General features: G+C 35.5%; 17 protein-coding genes. All 17 read left to right on the forward strand.

Going from position 1 to position 20,463, the window contains the following annotated elements; genetic code table 11:
• Window positions 1-18 precede the first annotated feature (18 nt).
• Window positions 19-1,773, forward strand: a complete 1,755-nt coding sequence (locus Q1A60_RS15350; protein ID WP_299766754.1) for an FG-GAP-like repeat-containing protein — start codon at window positions 19-21, stop codon at window positions 1,771-1,773.
• A gap of 66 nt (window positions 1,774-1,839) precedes the next feature.
• Window positions 1,840-3,936, forward strand: a complete 2,097-nt coding sequence (recQ, locus tag Q1A60_RS15355; protein WP_299766757.1) for a DNA helicase RecQ — start codon at window positions 1,840-1,842, stop codon at window positions 3,934-3,936.
• A 137-nt stretch (window positions 3,937-4,073) separates the two neighbouring features.
• Entirely contained in the window at window positions 4,074-4,736 is a 663-nt protein-coding gene (locus Q1A60_RS15360) for a Crp/Fnr family transcriptional regulator (protein ID WP_299766759.1), read from the forward strand.
• A 116-nt stretch (window positions 4,737-4,852) separates the two neighbouring features.
• The gene (locus tag Q1A60_RS15365; RefSeq protein ID WP_299766762.1) at window positions 4,853-5,104 is read left to right on the forward strand and encodes a hypothetical protein; all 252 of its coding nucleotides are present in this window, start codon (window positions 4,853-4,855) and stop codon (window positions 5,102-5,104) included.
• 255 nt (window positions 5,105-5,359) lie between these two features.
• Complete coding sequence (locus tag Q1A60_RS15370) at window positions 5,360-8,905, forward strand: hypothetical protein (protein ID WP_299766764.1); 3,546 nt, start codon at window positions 5,360-5,362, stop codon at window positions 8,903-8,905.
• 36 nt (window positions 8,906-8,941) lie between these two features.
• Window positions 8,942-10,549 (forward strand): glutamate synthase-related protein, encoded by a 1,608-nt coding sequence (locus tag Q1A60_RS15375; RefSeq protein WP_299766766.1) that lies wholly within the window; start codon window positions 8,942-8,944, stop codon window positions 10,547-10,549.
• A gap of 4 nt (window positions 10,550-10,553) precedes the next feature.
• Window positions 10,554-11,294 (forward strand): hypothetical protein, encoded by a 741-nt coding sequence (locus Q1A60_RS15380; RefSeq protein WP_299766768.1) that lies wholly within the window; start codon window positions 10,554-10,556, stop codon window positions 11,292-11,294.
• Between the two features lie 14 nt (window positions 11,295-11,308).
• Window positions 11,309-11,701 (forward strand): hypothetical protein, encoded by a 393-nt coding sequence (locus tag Q1A60_RS15385; protein WP_299766770.1) that lies wholly within the window; start codon window positions 11,309-11,311, stop codon window positions 11,699-11,701.
• Window positions 11,702-11,706: 5 nt separating this feature from the next.
• Window positions 11,707-13,656: a thiamine pyrophosphate-dependent enzyme gene (locus Q1A60_RS15390; RefSeq protein ID WP_299766772.1), complete on the forward strand. Its 1,950-nt coding sequence runs from the start codon at window positions 11,707-11,709 to the stop codon at window positions 13,654-13,656.
• Between the two features lie 4 nt (window positions 13,657-13,660).
• Window positions 13,661-13,879, forward strand: a complete 219-nt coding sequence (locus Q1A60_RS15395; RefSeq protein ID WP_299766774.1) for a hypothetical protein — start codon at window positions 13,661-13,663, stop codon at window positions 13,877-13,879.
• Window positions 13,876-14,295, forward strand: coding sequence for a hypothetical protein (locus Q1A60_RS15400; RefSeq protein WP_299766776.1), 420 nt, complete (start codon window positions 13,876-13,878; stop codon window positions 14,293-14,295). The genes Q1A60_RS15395 and Q1A60_RS15400 overlap by 4 nt, the downstream gene beginning before the upstream one ends.
• Window positions 14,286-15,317 carry a Rieske 2Fe-2S domain-containing protein gene (locus tag Q1A60_RS15405; RefSeq protein WP_299766778.1) on the forward strand — a complete coding sequence of 344 codons (1,032 nt, stop codon included), beginning with the start codon at window positions 14,286-14,288 and terminating at the stop codon, window positions 15,315-15,317. Before Q1A60_RS15400 ends, Q1A60_RS15405 begins: the two co-directional genes overlap by 10 nt.
• Window positions 15,318-15,326: 9 nt before the next feature.
• Window positions 15,327-16,121, forward strand: coding sequence for a hypothetical protein (locus Q1A60_RS15410; protein ID WP_299766780.1), 795 nt, complete (start codon window positions 15,327-15,329; stop codon window positions 16,119-16,121).
• 51 nt (window positions 16,122-16,172) lie between these two features.
• Window positions 16,173-17,414, forward strand: a complete 1,242-nt coding sequence (locus Q1A60_RS15415; RefSeq protein WP_299766782.1) for a sodium:proton antiporter — start codon at window positions 16,173-16,175, stop codon at window positions 17,412-17,414.
• 6 nt (window positions 17,415-17,420) lie between these two features.
• Window positions 17,421-18,314, forward strand: a complete 894-nt coding sequence (locus tag Q1A60_RS15420) for a DUF6268 family outer membrane beta-barrel protein (RefSeq protein WP_299766784.1) — start codon at window positions 17,421-17,423, stop codon at window positions 18,312-18,314.
• A 4-nt stretch (window positions 18,315-18,318) separates the two neighbouring features.
• Window positions 18,319-18,954 carry a Pycsar system effector family protein gene (locus Q1A60_RS15425; RefSeq protein ID WP_299766786.1) on the forward strand — a complete coding sequence of 212 codons (636 nt, stop codon included), beginning with the start codon at window positions 18,319-18,321 and terminating at the stop codon, window positions 18,952-18,954.
• Window positions 18,955-19,010: 56 nt separating this feature from the next.
• Window positions 19,011-20,453, forward strand: coding sequence for a DASS family sodium-coupled anion symporter (locus Q1A60_RS15430; RefSeq protein WP_299766788.1), 1,443 nt, complete (start codon window positions 19,011-19,013; stop codon window positions 20,451-20,453).
• Window positions 20,454-20,463: the final 10 nt, after the last annotated feature.

The following is a 20,463-nucleotide window of genomic DNA, read 5'->3' on the forward strand; positions in this document are numbered from 1 at the left end:
ATACTAAATTGCTTTACTATGAAGAGATTATTACTCTTTCTTATTCTTAGTGTACAATACCTATTTGGGCAGGTTGAATTTAGAAATGATGAATCTGTACTCTTTGACCAAGAGACTATCTATGGCACAAGTGTACTAGGACCAAGTATTTCTTTCTTTGATTTCGACAAAGATGGATGGGACGATATCACAATGCCTGCATCAGCGATTAATGATTTTCAGTTTTTTAAAAATGTAAATGGCAATTTTCAAGCTATAGATTTAGGGATAACAAGCAATAATATTCAAGCCAGAAATGCCATTTGGGTAGATATAGATAACGATGGAGATAACGATTTTTTTGCTACGAGCGATCTTGGGTACTTATGGCTTTATAGAAATGAAGGGAACAATATATTTACCAATGTGACAAGTTCTTCAGGATTACCAGATACAGATACAAATATTCCTTATTGGGGATCGTCATGGGGAGATTATAATAATGATGGTTTTTTAGATCTTTTTATTAGTGTGCGAGATTTTGATCAAGAATATGGAAACCTTCTTTTTCGCAATAATGGAAACGGAACGTTTATAGACGTTACAGAAAGTGCAGGGATACCACTTCAAGGACAAATATCTTTTTGTTCAGCATTTTTTGATTATAACAACGATGGACATCAAGATATTTATATTGCAAATGACAAGGAGATAAGCCCCAATTCCCTCTACAGGAATAATGGTAATGGAACATTCACCGATGTTAGTCTTGTATCTGGCACAAATCTGATTATGAGCGCAATGTCTACTACAATAGACGACTACAATAATGATGGCTGGTTAGATATTTATGTAACTAATCTTTTTCCTCCATTTTTTGAGGATGCTACTGCTGGGAATGCATTTTTAGTAAATAACGGCGATGGTACATTTACTAATATCGCCTTAGAAAACGGAACTCGTTTCGAGAGCATAGGGTGGGGAGCTGTTTTTCTAGATGCATTAAACAATAGTCACAAAGATTTATATGTAAGTGCTAGTGCTTCAGGAGAAACAGGAATTTTATCTTCTGCTCTATACTTAAATGATGGTCAAGGAATTTATAGTATATCTACAAATACAGGTATCGAAGATGATCAGTTTATTAGCTATTCAAATGCAATAGGAGATATTCAGAACGATGGATTACAAGACATTGTAGTCATCAATGCAAACAATGAACCTATATCTTTATGGAATAATACATCTACTACAGATAATAATTGGCTTAAAGTAACATTAGAAGGCACCACAAGTAATAAAATGGGGATTGGTTCAAAAATAAAAGTAGGTGTAGGAGACCATGTATATTATGGGTATACATTATGTGGAGAAGGATATATGAATCAGAATAGCAATGCAGAGTTTTTCGGTCTGGGTGACGCAACAACCGTCGATTATATCGAAGTCACTTGGTTAAGCGGCATGATAGATCATATTGAAAACATCGATAGCAATCAAACAATCAATATTATTGAAGGGTCTCACCCTTTACGTCTTGATGAATTTACGATTAATGACATTACACTCTATCCAAACCCAGCAACAAATGCTATTCATTTTACACATCCAGAAAACCAACAAGAAATAGCTATTTCTATTATAGATATACAAGGAAAAGTGATTAAAAAACAACATTTTGACAGCACAATTCAGGAACAAACCATCAACATCTCTGACATCGCTAGCGGCATTTACTTTATATCCATAGACGATACACAAAAAACTGTTATCAAAAAAATTGTCATTTTATAAAGACCCTATATTTATCTATAGAATTATTCTAATTACATTACATATTTAGTAGCTTGCACTTTGACTATGACTACAGAAAAAGACAAACTACATACGCTTCTTAAAACCCATTTTGGGTATGATCACTTTCGTGAAAACCAACTCGACATCATTCAAGATATCATTGCAGGAAAAGACACACTAGTCATCATGCCAACGGGTGGAGGAAAATCCATGTGTTTTCAACTTCCTGCGCTTGCATTATCTGGAACAGCTCTTGTCATTTCACCACTTATCGCCCTTATGAAAGATCAGGTGGATGCCTTGAGAGCAAATGGCATCAAAGCCGCATACTATAACAGCACACAAGCACCAGAAGAAATTGAAAAAGTAACGCAAGACTTAAAACAAGATCAACTCGATCTTATTTATGTAGCTCCAGAAAGTTTATCATTACTAGATGCATTATTACAAGAAGTTCAGATCAGTTTAATTGCCATAGATGAAGCCCATTGTATTTCATCTTGGGGACATGATTTTAGACCCGCCTACACACAATTAGGGTATCTTAAAAATAGATTTCCAAAAACCCCTTTAGTAGCACTTACAGCTACCGCAGATGTTTCAACACAAGACGATATTGCAGAACAACTCTCAATACCACAAGCAAAGCGTTATGTAGCCTCTTTTGATAGACCCAATCTATTTTTGGATGTAAGACCTGGGCAAAAAAGAATACAACAAATCCTTACTTTTTTAGATAGTCATCCTTTTGAAAGTGGTATCATTTATTGCTTGAGCAGAAAAAGTACAGAGCAGCTTGCACAAAAACTACAAGATGCAAATCATACTGCAAAAGCATACCATGCTGGACTTGACGCACAAGAACGTGCAAAAATCCAAGAAGATTTCATCAATGACAAAACTCCAATTATTGTTGCAACTATTGCTTTTGGAATGGGTATTGACAAAAGTAATGTTCGCTGGGTGATTCATTATAATATGCCTAAAAACATCGAAGGCTATTATCAAGAAATAGGCCGTGCAGGTAGAGATAGCCTTCCATCGCACACCTTGCTTTTTTACAGTTATGCAGACACGATACAACTACGTAAGTTTATAGAAAACAGTGCCAATATTGAATACCAAACCGCAAAACTAGATCGCATGCAACAGTATGCAGAAGCCTTGAGCTGTCGTCGTAAAGTGCTGCTAAATTACTTTGGTGAATTTCTAGCAGAAGACTGTGGCAATTGTGATATCTGCAAAAACAACCCTGAATACTTTGACGGCACTATCATTGCGCAAAAAGTACTTTCTGGCGTCGTTCGATTAAAAGAACAAGAAGCTTTAGGAATGGTGATAGATGTGCTTAGAGGTGCTCAAAATGCTTCCGTCTACGACAAAGGATATCAACATATCAAAACATTTGGTGCTGCTAAAAATATCGCTTGGAAAGATTTACAACAATACATTATTCAAATCATCAATCAGGGGTTATTAGAAATACGCTTTCGCGAAAGCGGACGACTCCTTCTCACACCATTAGCTAAAAAGGTATTATTTGAAGGAGAGAAGGTACAACTAGCAAACCTCATCCAACCCATTGTTGAAATTGTTAAAGAACGAAAACCGAAAAAACCAAAAGGCACTTTATTTGAAAAACTTCGTGAATTACGCAATGAGTTAGCACGTGACGAGAATGTACCTGCGTATATCATTTTTAGTGATGCCAGTCTTAAAGATATGGAAGATCAAGAGCCAACAACGGAGGCTGAATTCCTTCAAATAAGTGGTGTTGGACAAGCAAAATTAGAACGATATGCCGCCGATTTCCTCCATGTAATTAAATCACATATTAAAAAACCAAAAAAAACCAAAGTTGGCAAAACACATGAGGAAACTCGCTCCTATATTGAAGAAGGACTCTCTATAGAAGAAATCGCAGAAGCCAGAAATCTTACCCTAGGGTCTATATTTAATCATGTTCTCAAATTACATGAAGGTGGTATGCATATCGATTTTGATCAGTTTATAACGACACAAGAAATAGCACAAATCAAGAAAGCACAACATGAGGTTGAAGATGCTTCTAGTTTAAAATCGTACTTTACCTACTTTGAAGAGCAAGTGCCATATTGGAAAATAAAAATGGGATTGTATCTTATAGAAAAAGAGCAATAACTATATTAAAATCAATTATCTCAAAAAAATAAATAAAAAATATATCATAATTGTCGTCTGTAGTAACTTCTATTTTTTTAAAACTATATCCTAAAGACACATTTATTTATTTTTGAGTAATCATAATTTTTTAATTATTGAAAACGCTAACTAAGTATTGGTTTTTAGAAGAATTTAATCTCTTCAGAAAATTAGGCATTGTCACGATGATGTCCATTTGTGAAATTCTGGAAATGGATTATATTAATAAAGGTTCAGTTATTAACCTCCAAAGTGTAGACAAAAAATGTATTTTCTTCCTAAAAAAAGGGGTTGTAAAAATTGTAGACAAGAATACACATACGGTAAAATATGTGGCAAAACGCGGTAATATATTTGGAGAACTTTCCTTATATGATGAAGAAATGGCGTCTGAAGAAGTTGCATATGCACTTGAAGACTGTGTGATTTGTTATATAGAATCAGAACGAATGGAAGCACTAATGCAAAAACACAAATCACTTAAAAATGGTGTTTTGAAGATATATGGCACACGTATAAAACGCTTAGAACGCAAATTACACGATCTTTTATATAAGGATAGTCATGTAAGAATTAAAGAGTTTATAGCAGACTATGTAAGTGAGTTCGGGACTCCAAATGAAGAAGGAAATCTAGTGGCAAAAAACCTACTCACCCATAAAGATATTGCTGGACTTACCAATACATCACGACAAACGGTAAGTAATGTATTGAGTTCAATGCGTAAAGATGGAGATATTCAATATGACACAAAATTTATTACTAAACTTGAAAAATAAATCATTCAGAAACACATAAGTAACACAGTACCTTATGATGATTTTGGGATATTTTTAAATTTTCATGAAAGGAATTTTAGAACACTTCGACAGATGCAACAACAACCGATCACATCATGAAATCACTAAAAACACTAGCACATATGTGCTTTTTTGGATATATTCTCGTACTCTTAAGTGAATATATAACACAGCATTTATTATATACTTTAGGAAGTACTGACAATTATGAATTCTTTAGACTTGCATCTTTAGATCACTTACAAAGTGTCATTTTATTTACTATCAGTAGTTTTTTATTTTATTTTATTAGACACAATCTCCTCTATAAAGCACATACACCAAATAAGCTATTAGTTAGTATATAACACCTTAAAAAGAAGCATCAAAACAAATTATAGTATCTTAATAGAATAAAATATAAAGTACCATTATTGGCCGAAAAGGCCCTAGATGTAAAACTATATATAAAAAATACATTTTGTTGATGATATTTTACCCCTAGCATCATCAATAATTAATATAACATTATTACAAATTCCGTATCGAAAGTAGTCCTATTATACTTTCGAAGGAAAGCTAGTTTTTAAAATCAACCAACATCAAACATAAACTCACTACTAATGAACTCTAAAAACCATATTTACAAAGTATTCTTTGTTCTTATACTTTGTATAACATCGTATTCGTATGGACAAGAAAAAGAAGTCTCTATATACATTACCGGAAACACAAATACAACAGAAGGAATAAATACGTTACGCACTATTATTGAAGATGCACCTGAAGATTCTAAACTACTTTTATTAGGAAATGCAACTCCCGAAACTGGATTTAATGACAATGCAACTTCTATAGTAGATGATCAACTTAATATTGTTTCTTCTTTAAAAAAGAATGTCATCTTTACATCTGGACATAATGAATGGGAATATAATGGTTACAAAGGAGTAAAGGCTTTTGAAAAGTACATCCAAAAAAACAGCGATGCTAAATTTTATCCAGACAAAGGATGCCCTATCAAAAAAACAAACCTTACTGATAATGCAATCCTTATCACTATAGACTCTCAATGGTATCTTGAAGATTGGGACAAACAGACCTATCTCAATGAAGATTGCGATATCAAAAATAGAAATGATTTCTTTTTAGAGTTTGAAAGCATCTTAAAAAAAGCGCAAACTAAGACAAAAATCATTGCCATTCATCACCCTATGTTATCCTTATCTAAAACGAGTTTTTTTGCAAGAACGGGAGGGTTTTCTCAGGAAGATTTTCAACATACACAATATAGAAGCTTACGTAATAGACTTCTCACCATAGCACAAGAAAACGAAAAAATAGTATTTGTATCAGGTAGTGACAAGAATCTACAATACATAAATGATTTTGGAGTTCCACAAATTATAAGTGGAGCAGCTGGTGATACGAAAGGAGTACAAAAAGCAGCTAAAGGAAGTAATGATTTCACTTCAAGTGAAAAAGGATACGCACGTCTTGATATACATTCGGATGGTAGCTTATCTGTACATTTCAAAAATAAAAATAGCGTACTATTTACGACAACACTTTTTGAAGATACAAAACAGACAAACACTATCTCTTTCGAACCTAAAGACTCCTACCCAGAAACCAAAAAATCTGCTGTGTATGCTAGTGAAGAAACTGAGAAAAGCAAACTCTACAAAGGGCTTTGGGGAAAACGCTATCGCGAATTTTATAGTAAAGAAGTTGAAGCTCCCGTTGCATTTATAGACACCCTACTAGGAGGACTTACTCCTGTAAGACGCGGTGGTGGACACCAATCTAAATCACTACGACTAGAAGACAAGGATGGTAAGCAATATGTGATGCGTGCCTTACGTAAAAGTGCCACCAAGTTCTTACAAGCAACTGCTTTTAAAGAAACCTATGTAGAAGAAGAGCTTGAAGGCAGTTTTGCAGATCGTTTTGTGTTAGATTTTTATACCGCAGCACACCCGTACACTGCTACAACAATAGGAGATTTGGCAGATGCTGCAAAGGTATATCATACCAATCCTAATTTATATTACATTCCTAAACAAGAAGCTTTAGGAGAATACAATGATGAATATGGTGACGAATTATATTTACTAGAAGAACGTGTAGAATCTGGACATAAAGATGCCAAAAGCTTTGGATATCCTGAAGATATTGTAAGTACGGCAGACGTACTTCAAGAAATTCATAAAAATGGCAAATCTGCTGTAGATGAGCCTTCTTATATCAGAGCCCGTTTATTTGATATGCTTATTGGAGATTGGGATCGACATGAAGATCAATGGAGATGGGCCGTATATAAAGAAAATGGCAAAAAAATATACAAACCTATTCCTAGAGATAGAGATCAAGCCTTCTCTGTATTTGATGGAAGTATTTTTGGATTTTTACGTGTAGCAGTACCTGCTTTACGAATGATGCAATCTTTTGACGACGAACTCAAAAGTCCAAGATGGTTTAGCTTTGAACCCTACCCTTTAGACGAATCATTTATTAATACATCAGATTGGGCAGCTTGGGAAAAAGAAGCTAAATATATTCAAGATAACGTTACAGACGATGTCATTGCAAAAGCCTTTGAAAATCTACCTGAAGAAATGAAGGGAGAAACTATAGAAGAAATCAAATCAAAATTAAAAGGAAGACGTGGCAATATCTTAACTATTGCAAAATCATATTTTGACTATGTAAATAAGCATGCTGTATTAATTGGAACTCAAAAAAGTGATGTTTTTAATATAGAAAGACTTCCTAATGGGCAAACACGCGTGGAGATTATGCGTAAAGACAACGGTCTTTTTGAACGAACCTATAATGCATCAGAAACAAAAGAAATTTGGATATACGGTCTCGAAGGGAAAGACACATTTAATGTTACAGGAGAAGGAAATGATCTTATTAAGATTAAAGTAATCGGTGGTAAGAAAAATGACACCTATGATTTTAAAAACACTAAAAAGGTTAAGATATACGATTATAAAAATAAAGAGAATACTATCGTTAATAAACGATCAAAAAAATGGCTAGTAGATGATTATGAAATCAATAATTATGATTACAAAAAAAGAAAAGAAAACGTAAATCAATTCCTGCCTATTATTGGAGCTAATCCTGATGACGGTCTTAGAATAGGGTTTACAAATACATTTACCACGCATGGTTTACAAAGCAATCCGTTTACAACAAAACACATTATAGCTGCTTCTTTTTATTCAGGAAACTCAGGGTATGACGTGAGTTATCAAGGAGAATTTGCAAACATATTTCACAATTGGAACTTTGGTATCCAATTTAAATACAACAGTCCTAATTTTGCTCAAAATTTCTTTGGATTTGGTAATGACACAACATATGATAGAGACGAAGTAGAGTTAGATTTTAACCGGGTACGTATACGTCAATTACGAGGTGCTGTATCTTTAATAAGAAGAGGAAACAATGGAGGATACTTCGAAATCAAACCCCTCATAGAATCTTTTGAAGTAGAAAACACCGCAGAGCGTTTTATTGTTACAGAAAATATAGGAGGTGTAAACGCTCTTACTTTTGAAAATCAAACCTATGCAGGAGGTGAAGTCTCTTATGGTTTTAAAAATAAAGACAATGTTGCTTTCCCTACCTATGGTCTAGACACAGAAATCACTGCTGGGTATAAAGCAAATATTGACGGAGGAAATAGTGACAATAAATTTGGGTATGTAGAATCTCATTTTGCGTTTGATTATAAGATTTCTAAAAGTGGCAACTTAGTCTTTGCTACAAAAATAGGAGGCGAAGCCATTCTTGGTGATAATTTTGAATTCTTCCACGGAGCTACTTTAGGAGGTAATCATAGTTTACGAGGATTTAGAAATGAGCGCTTTATTGGAAAGTATGCTTTTTATCAAAACACAGATCTACGATTAAAACTAGGAAAATTCAAAAGCAGCTTCATTCCTTTAAACTACGGTATTACAGGTGGATTTGATTACGGAAGAGTATGGGAAGGTAACGAAGCCTCTGCTATCATTAATGAATCTAACACCCTAAATACAAGTGTTGGAGGATCTTTCTGGATCAGTGGACTTGACGCATTTACAGCAAATGTAGGCTATTATGGAAGTAATGATGGCGGACGTGCGGTATTCGTACTCGGATTTGCATTTTAAAAACATATTTAACGAATAACAATAGTAGTAAGACCTATGAAAAAACCAATTTCAATTGCAAAAGTATCCCAATTAAAAAATAAAGAGCCTGAGCATGCGCTCGTAAACGGACTCGATTTAGTGATTGTAAAATTTGATGATGATATTTCAGTACTATACGGTCGTTGTCTACACAGAGGCGCCTTAATGTCTGATGGATATGTAGATGGACATAACCTCATCTGCGGTGTTCATGGCTGGGATTATCGTGTAGATTCGGGAGTGTCAGAATATAATAACAAAGAGGTTTTACATAAATTCTCCACAAAAATTGAAGGAGATGATTTACTTGTAGATGAATTTGAAATAGATACCTACCTAGTAAATCATCCGCAACCTTTTAACCGTGATCAATACTTAGGCGCTTATGCAGACACGCATCCTGAAGAAACCGAACCGTATACCAACTATATAAAAGAACTGGCTCAAAATGGATTGAAAAATATTGGGCATCACGGGTTTTCTGCATCCATGGGTGTCGATAGAAATACCCTTCCAAAATGGAATGACATTCAGTTTTTACCAGCGCAATTGGCATCACGTCCTTTGCTGGATGAAGATGCGGTTGCGACCAAAGTCGTGATTGGTAAAAAAGCAAAAAAACCACTGCATTTAGACATCCCATTGTTTGTAAGTGATATGAGTTTTGGCGCTTTATCACGTGAAGCAAAAATTGCGTTATCCAAAGGGGCTGAACTTGCAGGCACAGGAATTTGTTCTGGAGAAGGAGGTATGCTTCCTGAAGAGCAAGCCAATAATTCTAAATATTTTTATGAACTCGCTTCCGCGAAATTTGGATTTACCTGGGACAAGCTAGATAACGTCCAGGCATTTCACTTTAAAGGTGGTCAAGGAGCAAAAACAGGAACAGGAGGTCATCTTCCAGGCGCCAAAGTAAGTAAAGAAATTGCAGAAGTACGTGGTCTTAATGAAGGCGAAACAGCTATTTCTCCAGCAACTTTTCCAGATTTTCATGGCGTAGAAGATTTTAAAGCCTTTGCTGCCGAAGTAAGAGAACGTACAGGGGGAATTCCTATTGGTTTTAAACTCGCTGCCAGTCATATAGAAAAAGACATTCAGTTTGCACTTGATGTAGGGGTAGATTATATCATACTTGATGGTCGCGGTGGCGGGACAGGATCTGCACCAACTATCTTAAGAGATCATATCAATGTCCCTACGATACCTGCTTTGGCTAGAGCCCGAAAATACTTAGATAAAGTAGGTGCTACCGATGTGACATTAATCATTACAGGAGGATTGCGCGTTGCCGAAGATTTCGCGAAAGCGTTAATGTTAGGAGCAGATGCAATAGCCGTATCCAACTCGGCATTACAAGCCATAGGATGCTTAGGAATGCGTGCCTGTGGGAGTAATAACTGTCCTGTTGGAATTGCCACTCAAAAAGAGTCCTTACGGAGTCGTTTAATTATTGATAGTTCTGCCAAACAACTACATAATTACTTTGATGCTACAAACAACTTGATCAAAGTAGTCGCAAGAGCATGCGGATATGATGATATCAGCAAATTTAATCACGACGATCTATCCACATTTAACAAAGATATGCACAAACTAACAGGAATCAACTATGCCGGAATATAAATCAATGAAAGATCAATTACATCTTGCGTCGCAGTATTTAGCTGCCGCAAACATGAGTTTTTTAGAGAAAAAAGCAGATGATAGTCATACCAATGTTGGTTTTGATTTAAAAACCAAGCGCATGGAAACTTATGACTTATCGCCTTCTGGAGATCGATTATCATTAAATTATAGAACATTTTCTTTAGAATGGGTATCTCAAAATAATATCGATTCGCTTTCGCTTGATGGAAAAACACATGGAGAAGTGCTTAAATGGTTACAAGAACAATCCCAAACACATCTTGCTAAAAAATATAGTTATGAATTTCATTATGAGTTACCATATACTATAGCTAGCGACTATCAATTTAAACGTACAGACATTAGTCAACTAGAGCATTTATGCAACTTAAGAATTCTTGCAGAATACACCTTAGAAAGTATTGTTGAAACAAATCATTTGGATTCACCTATACGTATATGGCCACATCATTTTGATACAGGAGCCTATGCTCCATTAGGAGATACAGGCATTTCTGTTGGCATAGGAATGGCCATCCCAGATACACTTTCTGATGTGCATTATTTTTATATCAGCGGGTATAAAGATGGGAAAGCAATTCTTCCTTCTTCTCAAAGTGATTTGCGTCTTGGAAAATGGATGCAAGAAGGTTTTACGGGTGCTATACTCCCAGTTACAAATCTAGTAGAATCTGAAGCGATTCAGTTTTTTCAAGAAACTATAGATCAGTATAAGAACTAAAATATACACACATCATGGACAACTGGTATATCCCTATCACAATTATTCCTGGGATAGGATTATTAATCCTATCGACCTCCAATTTAATGGTCACATTATCTACAGAGATCAACACCCTTATCCATAACACCGACGAAAATGATGTGATTATTAATAGAAAGCTAATTCAATTAAAACTATTAAATAGAGCGATGGTGCTCTTTTATATTGCTATTTCTTGCCTCGTAACCGCAGCACTTATTGGAGGGATTAGTTTAAAACTAGCTATAGAAACAACACTCGCATTATATGTTATTATTCTAGGTATTATCATGCTACTTTTCGGACTCTTCTGGCTTATTAAATATTCCTATAGAGCAGTAAGCATACGACAAGATCAATTCAAAATAAAATTCAATAAAAAATAACACGCATGGCTACAACTAAAAAATGGTATAAAGTTCTCGAAAACAAAAACGTATTACCCGAAGGGCGTGTCCAAACAGTAACCGCTGGTCATCAGGGAGTTTGTTTGACACATTATGACGGGAAGTTTTCTGCTTTAGATAATAAATGCCCCCATCAAGGAGGACCGCTTGGAGAAGGATCTATTGAAAATGGGATGTTACGTTGTCCATGGCATGGTTGGGATTTTCATCCTTGTACAGGATTACCTCCAGGAGGTTATGACGATGGGATAAAAACATTTGAAGTAAAAGAAGAAGGTGATGTCATTTTTGTAGCCGTTGAAGAAGAAGACACACACCAAGACACCATCTCTGATGTGATGATAGAAACTATGATCAATTGGGGTGTAGATACTGGTTTTGGTATGGTAGGTCATTCTAATCTTGGTGTAGCCGATGCCATGATGCGACAAGAAGAAAAAGGGAAATTTCAATTCTTTGGAATTCGTCATGAAGGTGCCGCTGCTTTTGCAGCCTCTGCTTATGGAAAACTAATGGGCAAACCTGCTGTTTGTTTCGGAATTGCAGGTCCTGGTGCTACTAATATGTTTACCGGAATGTGGGATGCCAAAGTAGACCGCGCTCCCCTATTTGCCATTTCTGGACAAATTAACACACAAGTGTTAGGCACAGGCGCTTTTCAGGAAGTAGACCTTGTAGGTGCTTTCCAAACCGTAGCGCATTTCAACCATAGTGTACAACAAAACTCTCAACATAGCGAGTTAATGAGTCTTGCTATAAAAAGCGCCTTGCTAAATAGAGATGTATCACATATCACCTTCCCAGATGAAGTAGCTTTTATGCCAAAACCCGAAGGTGAAGAAGCACAAACTCCAGAGGGTAGAATCACACCTATGAATATTTCGCCGCCAAGGCAAATGGTAGCAAAGGCTGTAACCATGCTCGCTGCTTCAAAAAAACCTGCGATCATTGTAGGTCATGGAGCGCGTTTTCATATGGAAGCCATTACCGCTTTCGCGAAAGCGTTACACTGCCCAGTCATTACTACATTTAAAGGAAAAGGTCTTATTGCCGACTCACACGAATTAGGATGTGGGGTATTAGGAAGAAGTGGGACTCCGATTGCTTCTTGGTTTATGAATGAAAGTGATTTATTACTCGTATTTGGAGCTTCATTCTCTAACCATACAGGAATCACTCCTAAAAAACCAATCATTCAAGTAGATTATGACCCAACTGCCTTAAGTAAATTCCATAAGGTAGATGCGGCCCTTTGGGGAGAAATCTCTGAAACACTTACCATACTTGAAGAAGAAACTAAAGGAAAATTAAATACTCTAGACAGACGTCCAGAAATCGCCGAACGTTGGGCAATCTGGAGAGAAGAAAAAACAAGTCGATTAAAAGATGAAAGCGAAATAGGACTAAGTTCTATTGCCGTATTTGATGCGATGAACCAAGTCGTTCCTGATGACGCTGTCATTGCCGTAGATGTAGGAAACAACACCTATTCTTTTGGACGTTATTTTGAACCTACAAATCAATCTGTTTTAATGTCTGGATATCTAGGGTCTATAGGATTCTCTCTACCTGCAGCTATGGGTGCATGGGCAGCACAAGGAAAAGAAAGACCTATTTGGTCTATCTCTGGAGATGGAGGTTTTGGTCAATATCTTGGTGAGATGATGACCCTTGTTAAGTACAATATGAATATCAAACACGTACTCCTTAACAACTCAGAATTAGGTAAAATTTCTAAAGAGCAGAAAGCAGCAGAATTAGATGTTTGGAAAACATCACTACACAATGTGAGCTTTGCCAAATATGCTGAAAACTGTGGTGCTTTAGGAATTAGAGTGACCAAAAGAGAAGAACTACTTCCTGCACTAGAAAAACTGAAAGCACATAAGGGACCTGCTTTATTAGAAATCATTACAGATCCAAGTTTAATATAAAAATATGGAGACATTCGTTCAGATTATTCCAACCATCATTCTGATCTATCTAGCCATAGGCCTCGTATTTGGAATTTACTTTTTTATACGCGGAGCTGCACAGATAGACGAGCTTATTAAGGACAGTAAATGGATCGTACGCCTTTTACTCATACCTGGTGCTATAGGGCTTTGGCCTCTTTTGCTATTAAAAATATTAAACCCTTCAAAAACAAACCTATGACTTCAGGATTACGAAAAGCCCATAAGGTGATTTGGATGGTGTTAGGCATCTTAGGAGTTGTGCTCATTATAGCATCCATCAACAGTGTAAAAGAACCATTAGGCATCGATAGTGACACCTCTATTTCTTCAACAAAAAAGAACGTTCGTACTATTGAGGAAAATGCGCAGTTGTCTGTAAATGTAGAAGAACTAGCGAATATCAACAAACTACATATTGTCATAAAAAAACCTCTAAAAAGTGCTGCGACGGGCGTCTATGTACTAACGAATGATCAAGAAAGAGGTGCTTTTTTAGGAAGCATAGACAACAAAGGGTTGTATACGTTTACTATTGAAAAAACAGCAAAAAAAATTCAATTGTACGATGGAATAAAAAAGAGTGTCATCCGTAATATCGATCTATCATGGGAGTAAATTATCAACCTGTGCTTTGGAATAAGCATAAGAAAACATATGACAAATGGATTGCAATAGGGATGCTTCTATACCTCATCAGTTTTATAGGAATCACCATTATCACCAATGGAGAAACAAGCCCTGAAACACTTATCATTAGAGCTTTTGGAACCTTAGCTATTATTTTATTACATATCATATTATGCATTGGCCCTTTGGTTAGGTTAAACCCTAGATTATTACCTATCTTATACAACAGAAGGCATTTAGGCGTAAGCATGTTTATTGCCGCACTAATTCATGGCGGATTCTCGCTCTTTCAATTTCATGCGCTAGGGAATGTAAATCCTATATATGCCTTATTTACGTCAAATATGGAGTATACCTCTTTGGCTAATTTTCCTTTTCAAGTATTAGGCTTTTTTGCGCTGGTTATTTTATTTCTAATGGCTGCGACTAGTCATGATTTTTGGCTTAAAAACCTCTCTCCAAAAACATGGAAGCGATTACATATGCTCGTGTATGTAGCATACATCTTAATTATTCTTCACGTATTTTTAGGCGCATTTCAACAACAACCATCTATCGCTGTGATTGCCTTTTTAGGAGTAGGGTTCTTAACAATCTCCTCTTTACACATCACCACTGCTTTTAAAGAAGCTAAGACAGATAATATCAAAACAACACAAAAAGAAGAAGGTTGGGAATATGTATGTGAAATAGATGAAATATCTGAAAACAGAGCAAAGATTTTTGTAGTAGGAAGTGAGCGTGTTGCTATTTTTAAATACGATCATAAACTATCTGCAATTTCAAATGTATGTAAACACCAAGGAGGCCCTTTAGGAGAAGGCAAAATTGTAGACGGTTGTATTACGTGCCCCTGGCATGGATATCAGTATTTACCTCATAACGGGCAATCCCCTCCTCCGTTTACAGAGAAAGTAGCTACCTATCGTATAAAAAATAAGAATAATAGCATCTATATACTTCCAGAAGCAATGGCCGAAGGAACCGAAATAGAACCTGTCACATTTTAATCAAACATTATGAAAGAAGAAGACGATTTTTATATTGGGTATCTAGATACGGTATCTCCCAAAACAAAAAAAGGAATCAAATCATTTGTGCTCTTTGGAATATTGTTATTAGTAGGCGGTGCGCTCCTATTTGCCTTTACTCAAAACACTTTTAAAAATAGCACCTTTGAACTAACAACAAGCACAAAAATAACAGGGGTTTATCATGAAATGCCCTACCCTATGTTACGTGTGCAAACTGATGAAAATGTATACAAGAACATCTTATTATTAGGGTTTGGGAAATCAAGTGCTAATCCTTTTTTACAAAAAATAAGAAACGAAGCTGGTCCATTATCAGGTAGCGTATTAAGTATCGAAGGAAACCTCATCTACTACAATGGAAAAACACTTATACAAATTACAAGTGACGAAAAAATCACATTGGTAGAAAAAGCAAATCCAAATCGACTTCCTAAAACAGAACAACTTATTTCAGGAATGGAGCTACAAGGAGAAATTATTGATCCAAAATGTTATTTTGGCGTGATGAAACCTGGTAAAGGAAAGATACATAGAAGTTGTGCTACCTTATGTATTTCAGGAGGAATTCCACCTGTATTGGCAACTACAGATAAAAACAATATCGCTGAATATTATTTACTCACAGATACAGATGGCAATCCCATAAACGAGCAAATATTACCTTATATAGGCAAACCATCTATACTCACAGGAAACGTAGTAAAAATGCAAGATTGGTATCAACTGCGTATCAAGACAGAAGATATACATGACCTTGATTTGCCTTCAAAAATATATTAATGCTTAGTACGCTTTCGCGAAAGCGTACTACGGCACAAAAACAGCAAAGCCATGTTCGAATCTTTTAGTATCATCTTTACCATTGCCGTTTTATTTAATTATATAAACAGTAAATGGATAAAGCTCCCATCCACTATAGGGTTATTACTGTTGAGTTTAGTGTTAGTAATTATAATCACGATAAGTGAGTCTGTCGTTCCTACTTTCTATAAATTTTTCTGTGATATTATTGTTAATGCAGATTTTAAAACATTGCTACTAGATGGGATCTTGAGTTTTATGTTATTTGCGGGAGCATTACACGTGGATTTTGGTGCTCTGGCTGAGCAAAAAAAATCGGTGCTCTTGTTTGCAACTATTGGTGTCCTTATCTCTACGTTTATTGTTGGAGGACTTGTTTTTGGAGTTGCTATGTTAATAGGATTAGAGCTTCCATTTATTCATGCCTTATTATTTGGTGCTTTGATCTCTCCTACAGATCCTATTGCGGTGATGGCGATCTTAAAAAAAGCGAATATTGCCGAGAGTTTAGGGATCAAAATAGAAGGAGAATCTTTATTTAATGATGGTATTGGTGTGGTTGTATTTTCTGGAATTTTATTAATTGCGACCGCTACAGGCGAGCATAGTCAATCTGAAATTGGTGCAGAAATCGGGACATTATTCCTTGAAGAAGCTGTGGGTGGTCTCTTCTTTGGCTTACTCATAGGGTTTATAGGCTTAAAGCTAATACAGAGTTTAAAAGACAATTCAAACTTAGCTGTTATGATTAGCCTAGCCGTAGTGATGGGAGGATATACCATAGCGTCTATGATTCATGTTTCAGGACCTCTTGCTATGGTCGTAGCAGGATTACTTATAGGAAACAAGATACACATCAATGAAAATAAAAATAAGTTACAAATGTCTCTTAATGAGTTCTGGGAAATTCTGGATGATGTCTTTAACGGGATTTTATTTGTATTGATAGGATTAGCTATACATTTGTTAGCATTTAATATCAACTATTTAATCCTTGGTATAATTACAATTATTATCGTATTATTAGCAAGATTTATTTCTGTATTTGTCCCGTACTCTTTATTAAAACATGAAGAAGAAAAACCGATAAAGACAATTGCTATTTTAACATGGGGTGGTTTACGAGGCGGAATTTCGATTGCGCTTGCGTTAAGCCTTCATGAGTCTTTATCTAGTGAATTAATTGTATACATCACCTATGTCGTTGTTTTATTTTCTATCATTGGTCAAGGATTGAGTATTGGTACACTTGCAAAAAAATTATATAGTTAGATGCATATGCTAAAAAAAATAAGAATAATAACATGCTTACTCCTTATAATTACAGGTGTCTCACAAGCTCAAATTTCAGAATTAGCACGTTTAGAATACGTAGGGCTACCTGAAAGAGCAGAAAATACCGGCACCTCTTTCAATAGGTTTAGAGGAGCTGCAAATTACCCTATAAAACTTAAAGAGGATACCTATTTTGTTATTGGAGCTGATTATAGTTATATAGATTTTAATGTAGATCAAGATCTTGTTGGATTTAATTCGGACAGATTAGATAGGTTTCAATTATTAGACATTAACTTAGGATATACAACCAAAATTAATAAAGATTGGCGTATTGCAGTTCAGATACAACCTGGTTTTAGCACCAATGCAACCGTAAAAGAGCTATCATTGAGAGATAATGGACTTATCTCTGGAGGTCTATTTTTTTTAAATGATAAGAAAAAAGAAAAAATACCTCACCAACTCATTTTAGGAATTTCAGTTTCTGGTACTGGAGGTTTTCCAGTGTTACCATTTATAAGTTACTATCGTAAGTTTCATCCAAAATGGTCTTATAAGGTAGGGGTTCCAAAAATGAATATTCAATACCATATATCTACAAAAAATAGATTAAAATTTGTAGTGAGACTTGATGGTTTTAGAACTAATTTACAAAGAGATGTTTTTGTAGAGGGAGAAAGTGGACCACAAAAAGTAGATTTTTTAAGACAACGATTAGTTTTAGGAGGACTTCGTTATGAATATAAGTTTACAAAAAATCTAGAATATTATATGAATGTGAGTTATGTAATTGATAATTCTTTAGAGTTTAGAGATCGTAGTAGAAATACCCTCTTAGAATTACCTGAAGACAATATTTTTTATTTAAAAACAGGTATCCGATTTAAGCTATAGTCTTATGGAAGCATCAAAAAAAGAAATCGAAAAAGAAAAAGACAAATTCTTAATGTCTGATCTTAATATCAACAAAGAGGAGCTAAAATCTCTTAAGAAAAAACTCTCCAAAATTGAACCTAGACCTGAAAAAGGAGTGGAAACATTATTTAGGTTGCTCTCAAAAAATCAATATACGTTGAATGCTATGATTGATCGAAAATCAAATATCTTGATTTCTATCAATGCCCTTATTTTATCTATTGTTTTAGGAACTGTACTAGATCAATTAGATAGAGATCCGCATTTGATTTATCCTGCCATCTTAATCTTAATGACCAATCTTGTATCTATAGGATATGCAGTAATTGCAACCAGACCCGAAAAGAAACATGGAAGCAGAAGTACCAACAATCTTATGTTTTATGGTAACTTCCATGATATGGAAGAAGAAGCCTACGTCAATCAGATTTCAGATTTAATGAATCAAGGTGACGAACTTTATAAGACGATTGCCAAAGACACGTATTACTTAGGAAAAACAATTAATAAGAAGTTTAAGCTCCTACGATCTTCCTTTACCATCTTTCTTATTGGAATTATTCTGTCTGTCATTGCATTCTTATTATGTCACTTGCTATTTGGAGGCTATTTTGGATAAGAACTGTTTTATAGAATAGTTGACATACGGGATCTTTTTCCGTAGCTTTATTCCCAATGAATACATTTCCACTTTCTAAGAAAATAGGGTTTCTAGCAGGACCATTATTGTGCATTCTAATATTACTCTTACCCTTTGATATTGTAAATCCCGCCATAGATCGTGTGATTGCTATCGCCATTTGGATGGTTGTATGGTGGATTACTGAAGCAGTATCTATTTCTGTAACGGCACTCATTCCACTGGCGCTATTCCCATTGTTAGGCATTGGAGATATTAAAAGTGTTGCGAGCAATTATGCAAATCCTATTGTGTATTTATTTTTTGGAGGTTTTGTGATCGCGCTTGCCTTAGAAAAAGTACAACTACATAAACGCATTGCGCTTTCTATTCTTAAGATTACGGGTACCAAGGCTAATGGAATTGTCTTAGGATTTATGATTGCTACTGCTTTAATGAGTATGTGGATCTCTAACACAGCAAGTACTGTCGTCATGCTTCCTATCGCCGTTTCTGTCATCCAATTACTCATGAATGATGCAGATGGCTTTACTAAAAACGACAAGAATTTTGCCCTTTCTATCATGTTAGGGATTGCTTTTGCTGCGAATATTGGAGGGATGTCTACTTTAATTGGAACACCGCCTAACTCTGTAATGCTTGCCTTTTTAAATGATAGTTATAATATTGATATCGGGTTTTTTCAATGGATGCAAATGGGCGTTCCTTTTGCTATTTTGATGTTAGCCATTACCTATTTCTGTATTACGCGTATTTTCTTCCCCAATCGACTTGGGAATATAGGTGGTTCGGGTGCTATTATTCAAACAGAACTCAATAAGCTTGGAAAAATGAGTCGTGGAGAAAAGATTGTATTAATCATTTTCTTATGTACTGCCGTTGCATGGATGTTACGTAGTTACCTCAACACATTACTCCCAAGCATCACACTTACCGACACGACGATAAGTGTGATTGCAGCACTTGCCATGTTTATTATTCCTTTAGATCTAAAAAAAGGTGAATTCCCTTTAGATTGGAAAGACACTTCGCGTTTACCATGGGGAATTTTAATTCTATTTGGTGGTGGTCTTGCCCTAGCATCTGGTTTAAAAGATGCTGGGTTTATTGCGATGATAGGTGATTATATCTCAGGTCAAACCGATTGGAGCATGTGGGTCGTGACTGCGGTACTGATCTTTTTAATGTTATTTATGACAGAATTAATGAGTAATGTCGCCTTGGTAACGATACTTATTCCTTTGGTTGTTGGGATTGCACTTGGTATGGATGTTCCCATTTTACAAATGGTCATTCCTGTGACCTTAGCTTCAAGTTGTGCCTTTATGCTTCCTATGGCGACACCACCCAATGCCATTGTTTTTGCAAGCGGTCATGTGCGTGTGAGTCAAATGGCACGTATTGGGATTGTACTGAATCTAATTTCTGTAGGATTACTCTTTGCGATTGCGTATTGGATTGTACCGTTATTGTTTTAAAAATAAGAAA

Source organism: uncultured Dokdonia sp., assembly GCF_947492535.1.
GTDB lineage: Bacteria > Bacteroidota > Bacteroidia > Flavobacteriales > Flavobacteriaceae > Dokdonia.

What these genes read in the sequence shown, in the direction of transcription:
- Q1A60_RS15350 (WP_299766754.1), top strand. Translation starts at nt 19, where the DNA reads ATGAAGAGATTATTACTCTTTCTTATTCTTAGTGTACAATACCTATTT.
- recQ (WP_299766757.1), top strand. Translation starts at nt 1,840, where the DNA reads ATGACTACAGAAAAAGACAAACTACATACGCTTCTTAAAACCCATTTT.
- Q1A60_RS15365 (WP_299766762.1), top strand. Translation starts at nt 4,853, where the DNA reads ATGAAATCACTAAAAACACTAGCACATATGTGCTTTTTTGGATATATT.
- Q1A60_RS15370 (WP_299766764.1), top strand. Translation starts at nt 5,360, where the DNA reads ATGAACTCTAAAAACCATATTTACAAAGTATTCTTTGTTCTTATACTT.
- Q1A60_RS15375 (WP_299766766.1), top strand. Translation starts at nt 8,942, where the DNA reads ATGAAAAAACCAATTTCAATTGCAAAAGTATCCCAATTAAAAAATAAA.
- Q1A60_RS15380 (WP_299766768.1), top strand. Translation starts at nt 10,554, where the DNA reads ATGAAAGATCAATTACATCTTGCGTCGCAGTATTTAGCTGCCGCAAAC.
- Q1A60_RS15385 (WP_299766770.1), top strand. Translation starts at nt 11,309, where the DNA reads ATGGACAACTGGTATATCCCTATCACAATTATTCCTGGGATAGGATTA.
- Q1A60_RS15390 (WP_299766772.1), top strand. Translation starts at nt 11,707, where the DNA reads ATGGCTACAACTAAAAAATGGTATAAAGTTCTCGAAAACAAAAACGTA.
- Q1A60_RS15395 (WP_299766774.1), top strand. Translation starts at nt 13,661, where the DNA reads ATGGAGACATTCGTTCAGATTATTCCAACCATCATTCTGATCTATCTA.
- Q1A60_RS15400 (WP_299766776.1), top strand. Translation starts at nt 13,876, where the DNA reads ATGACTTCAGGATTACGAAAAGCCCATAAGGTGATTTGGATGGTGTTA.
- Q1A60_RS15405 (WP_299766778.1), top strand. Translation starts at nt 14,286, where the DNA reads ATGGGAGTAAATTATCAACCTGTGCTTTGGAATAAGCATAAGAAAACA.
- Q1A60_RS15410 (WP_299766780.1), top strand. Translation starts at nt 15,327, where the DNA reads ATGAAAGAAGAAGACGATTTTTATATTGGGTATCTAGATACGGTATCT.
- Q1A60_RS15415 (WP_299766782.1), top strand. Translation starts at nt 16,173, where the DNA reads ATGTTCGAATCTTTTAGTATCATCTTTACCATTGCCGTTTTATTTAAT.
- Q1A60_RS15420 (WP_299766784.1), top strand. Translation starts at nt 17,421, where the DNA reads ATGCTAAAAAAAATAAGAATAATAACATGCTTACTCCTTATAATTACA.
- Q1A60_RS15425 (WP_299766786.1), top strand. Translation starts at nt 18,319, where the DNA reads ATGGAAGCATCAAAAAAAGAAATCGAAAAAGAAAAAGACAAATTCTTA.
- Q1A60_RS15430 (WP_299766788.1), top strand. Translation starts at nt 19,011, where the DNA reads ATGAATACATTTCCACTTTCTAAGAAAATAGGGTTTCTAGCAGGACCA.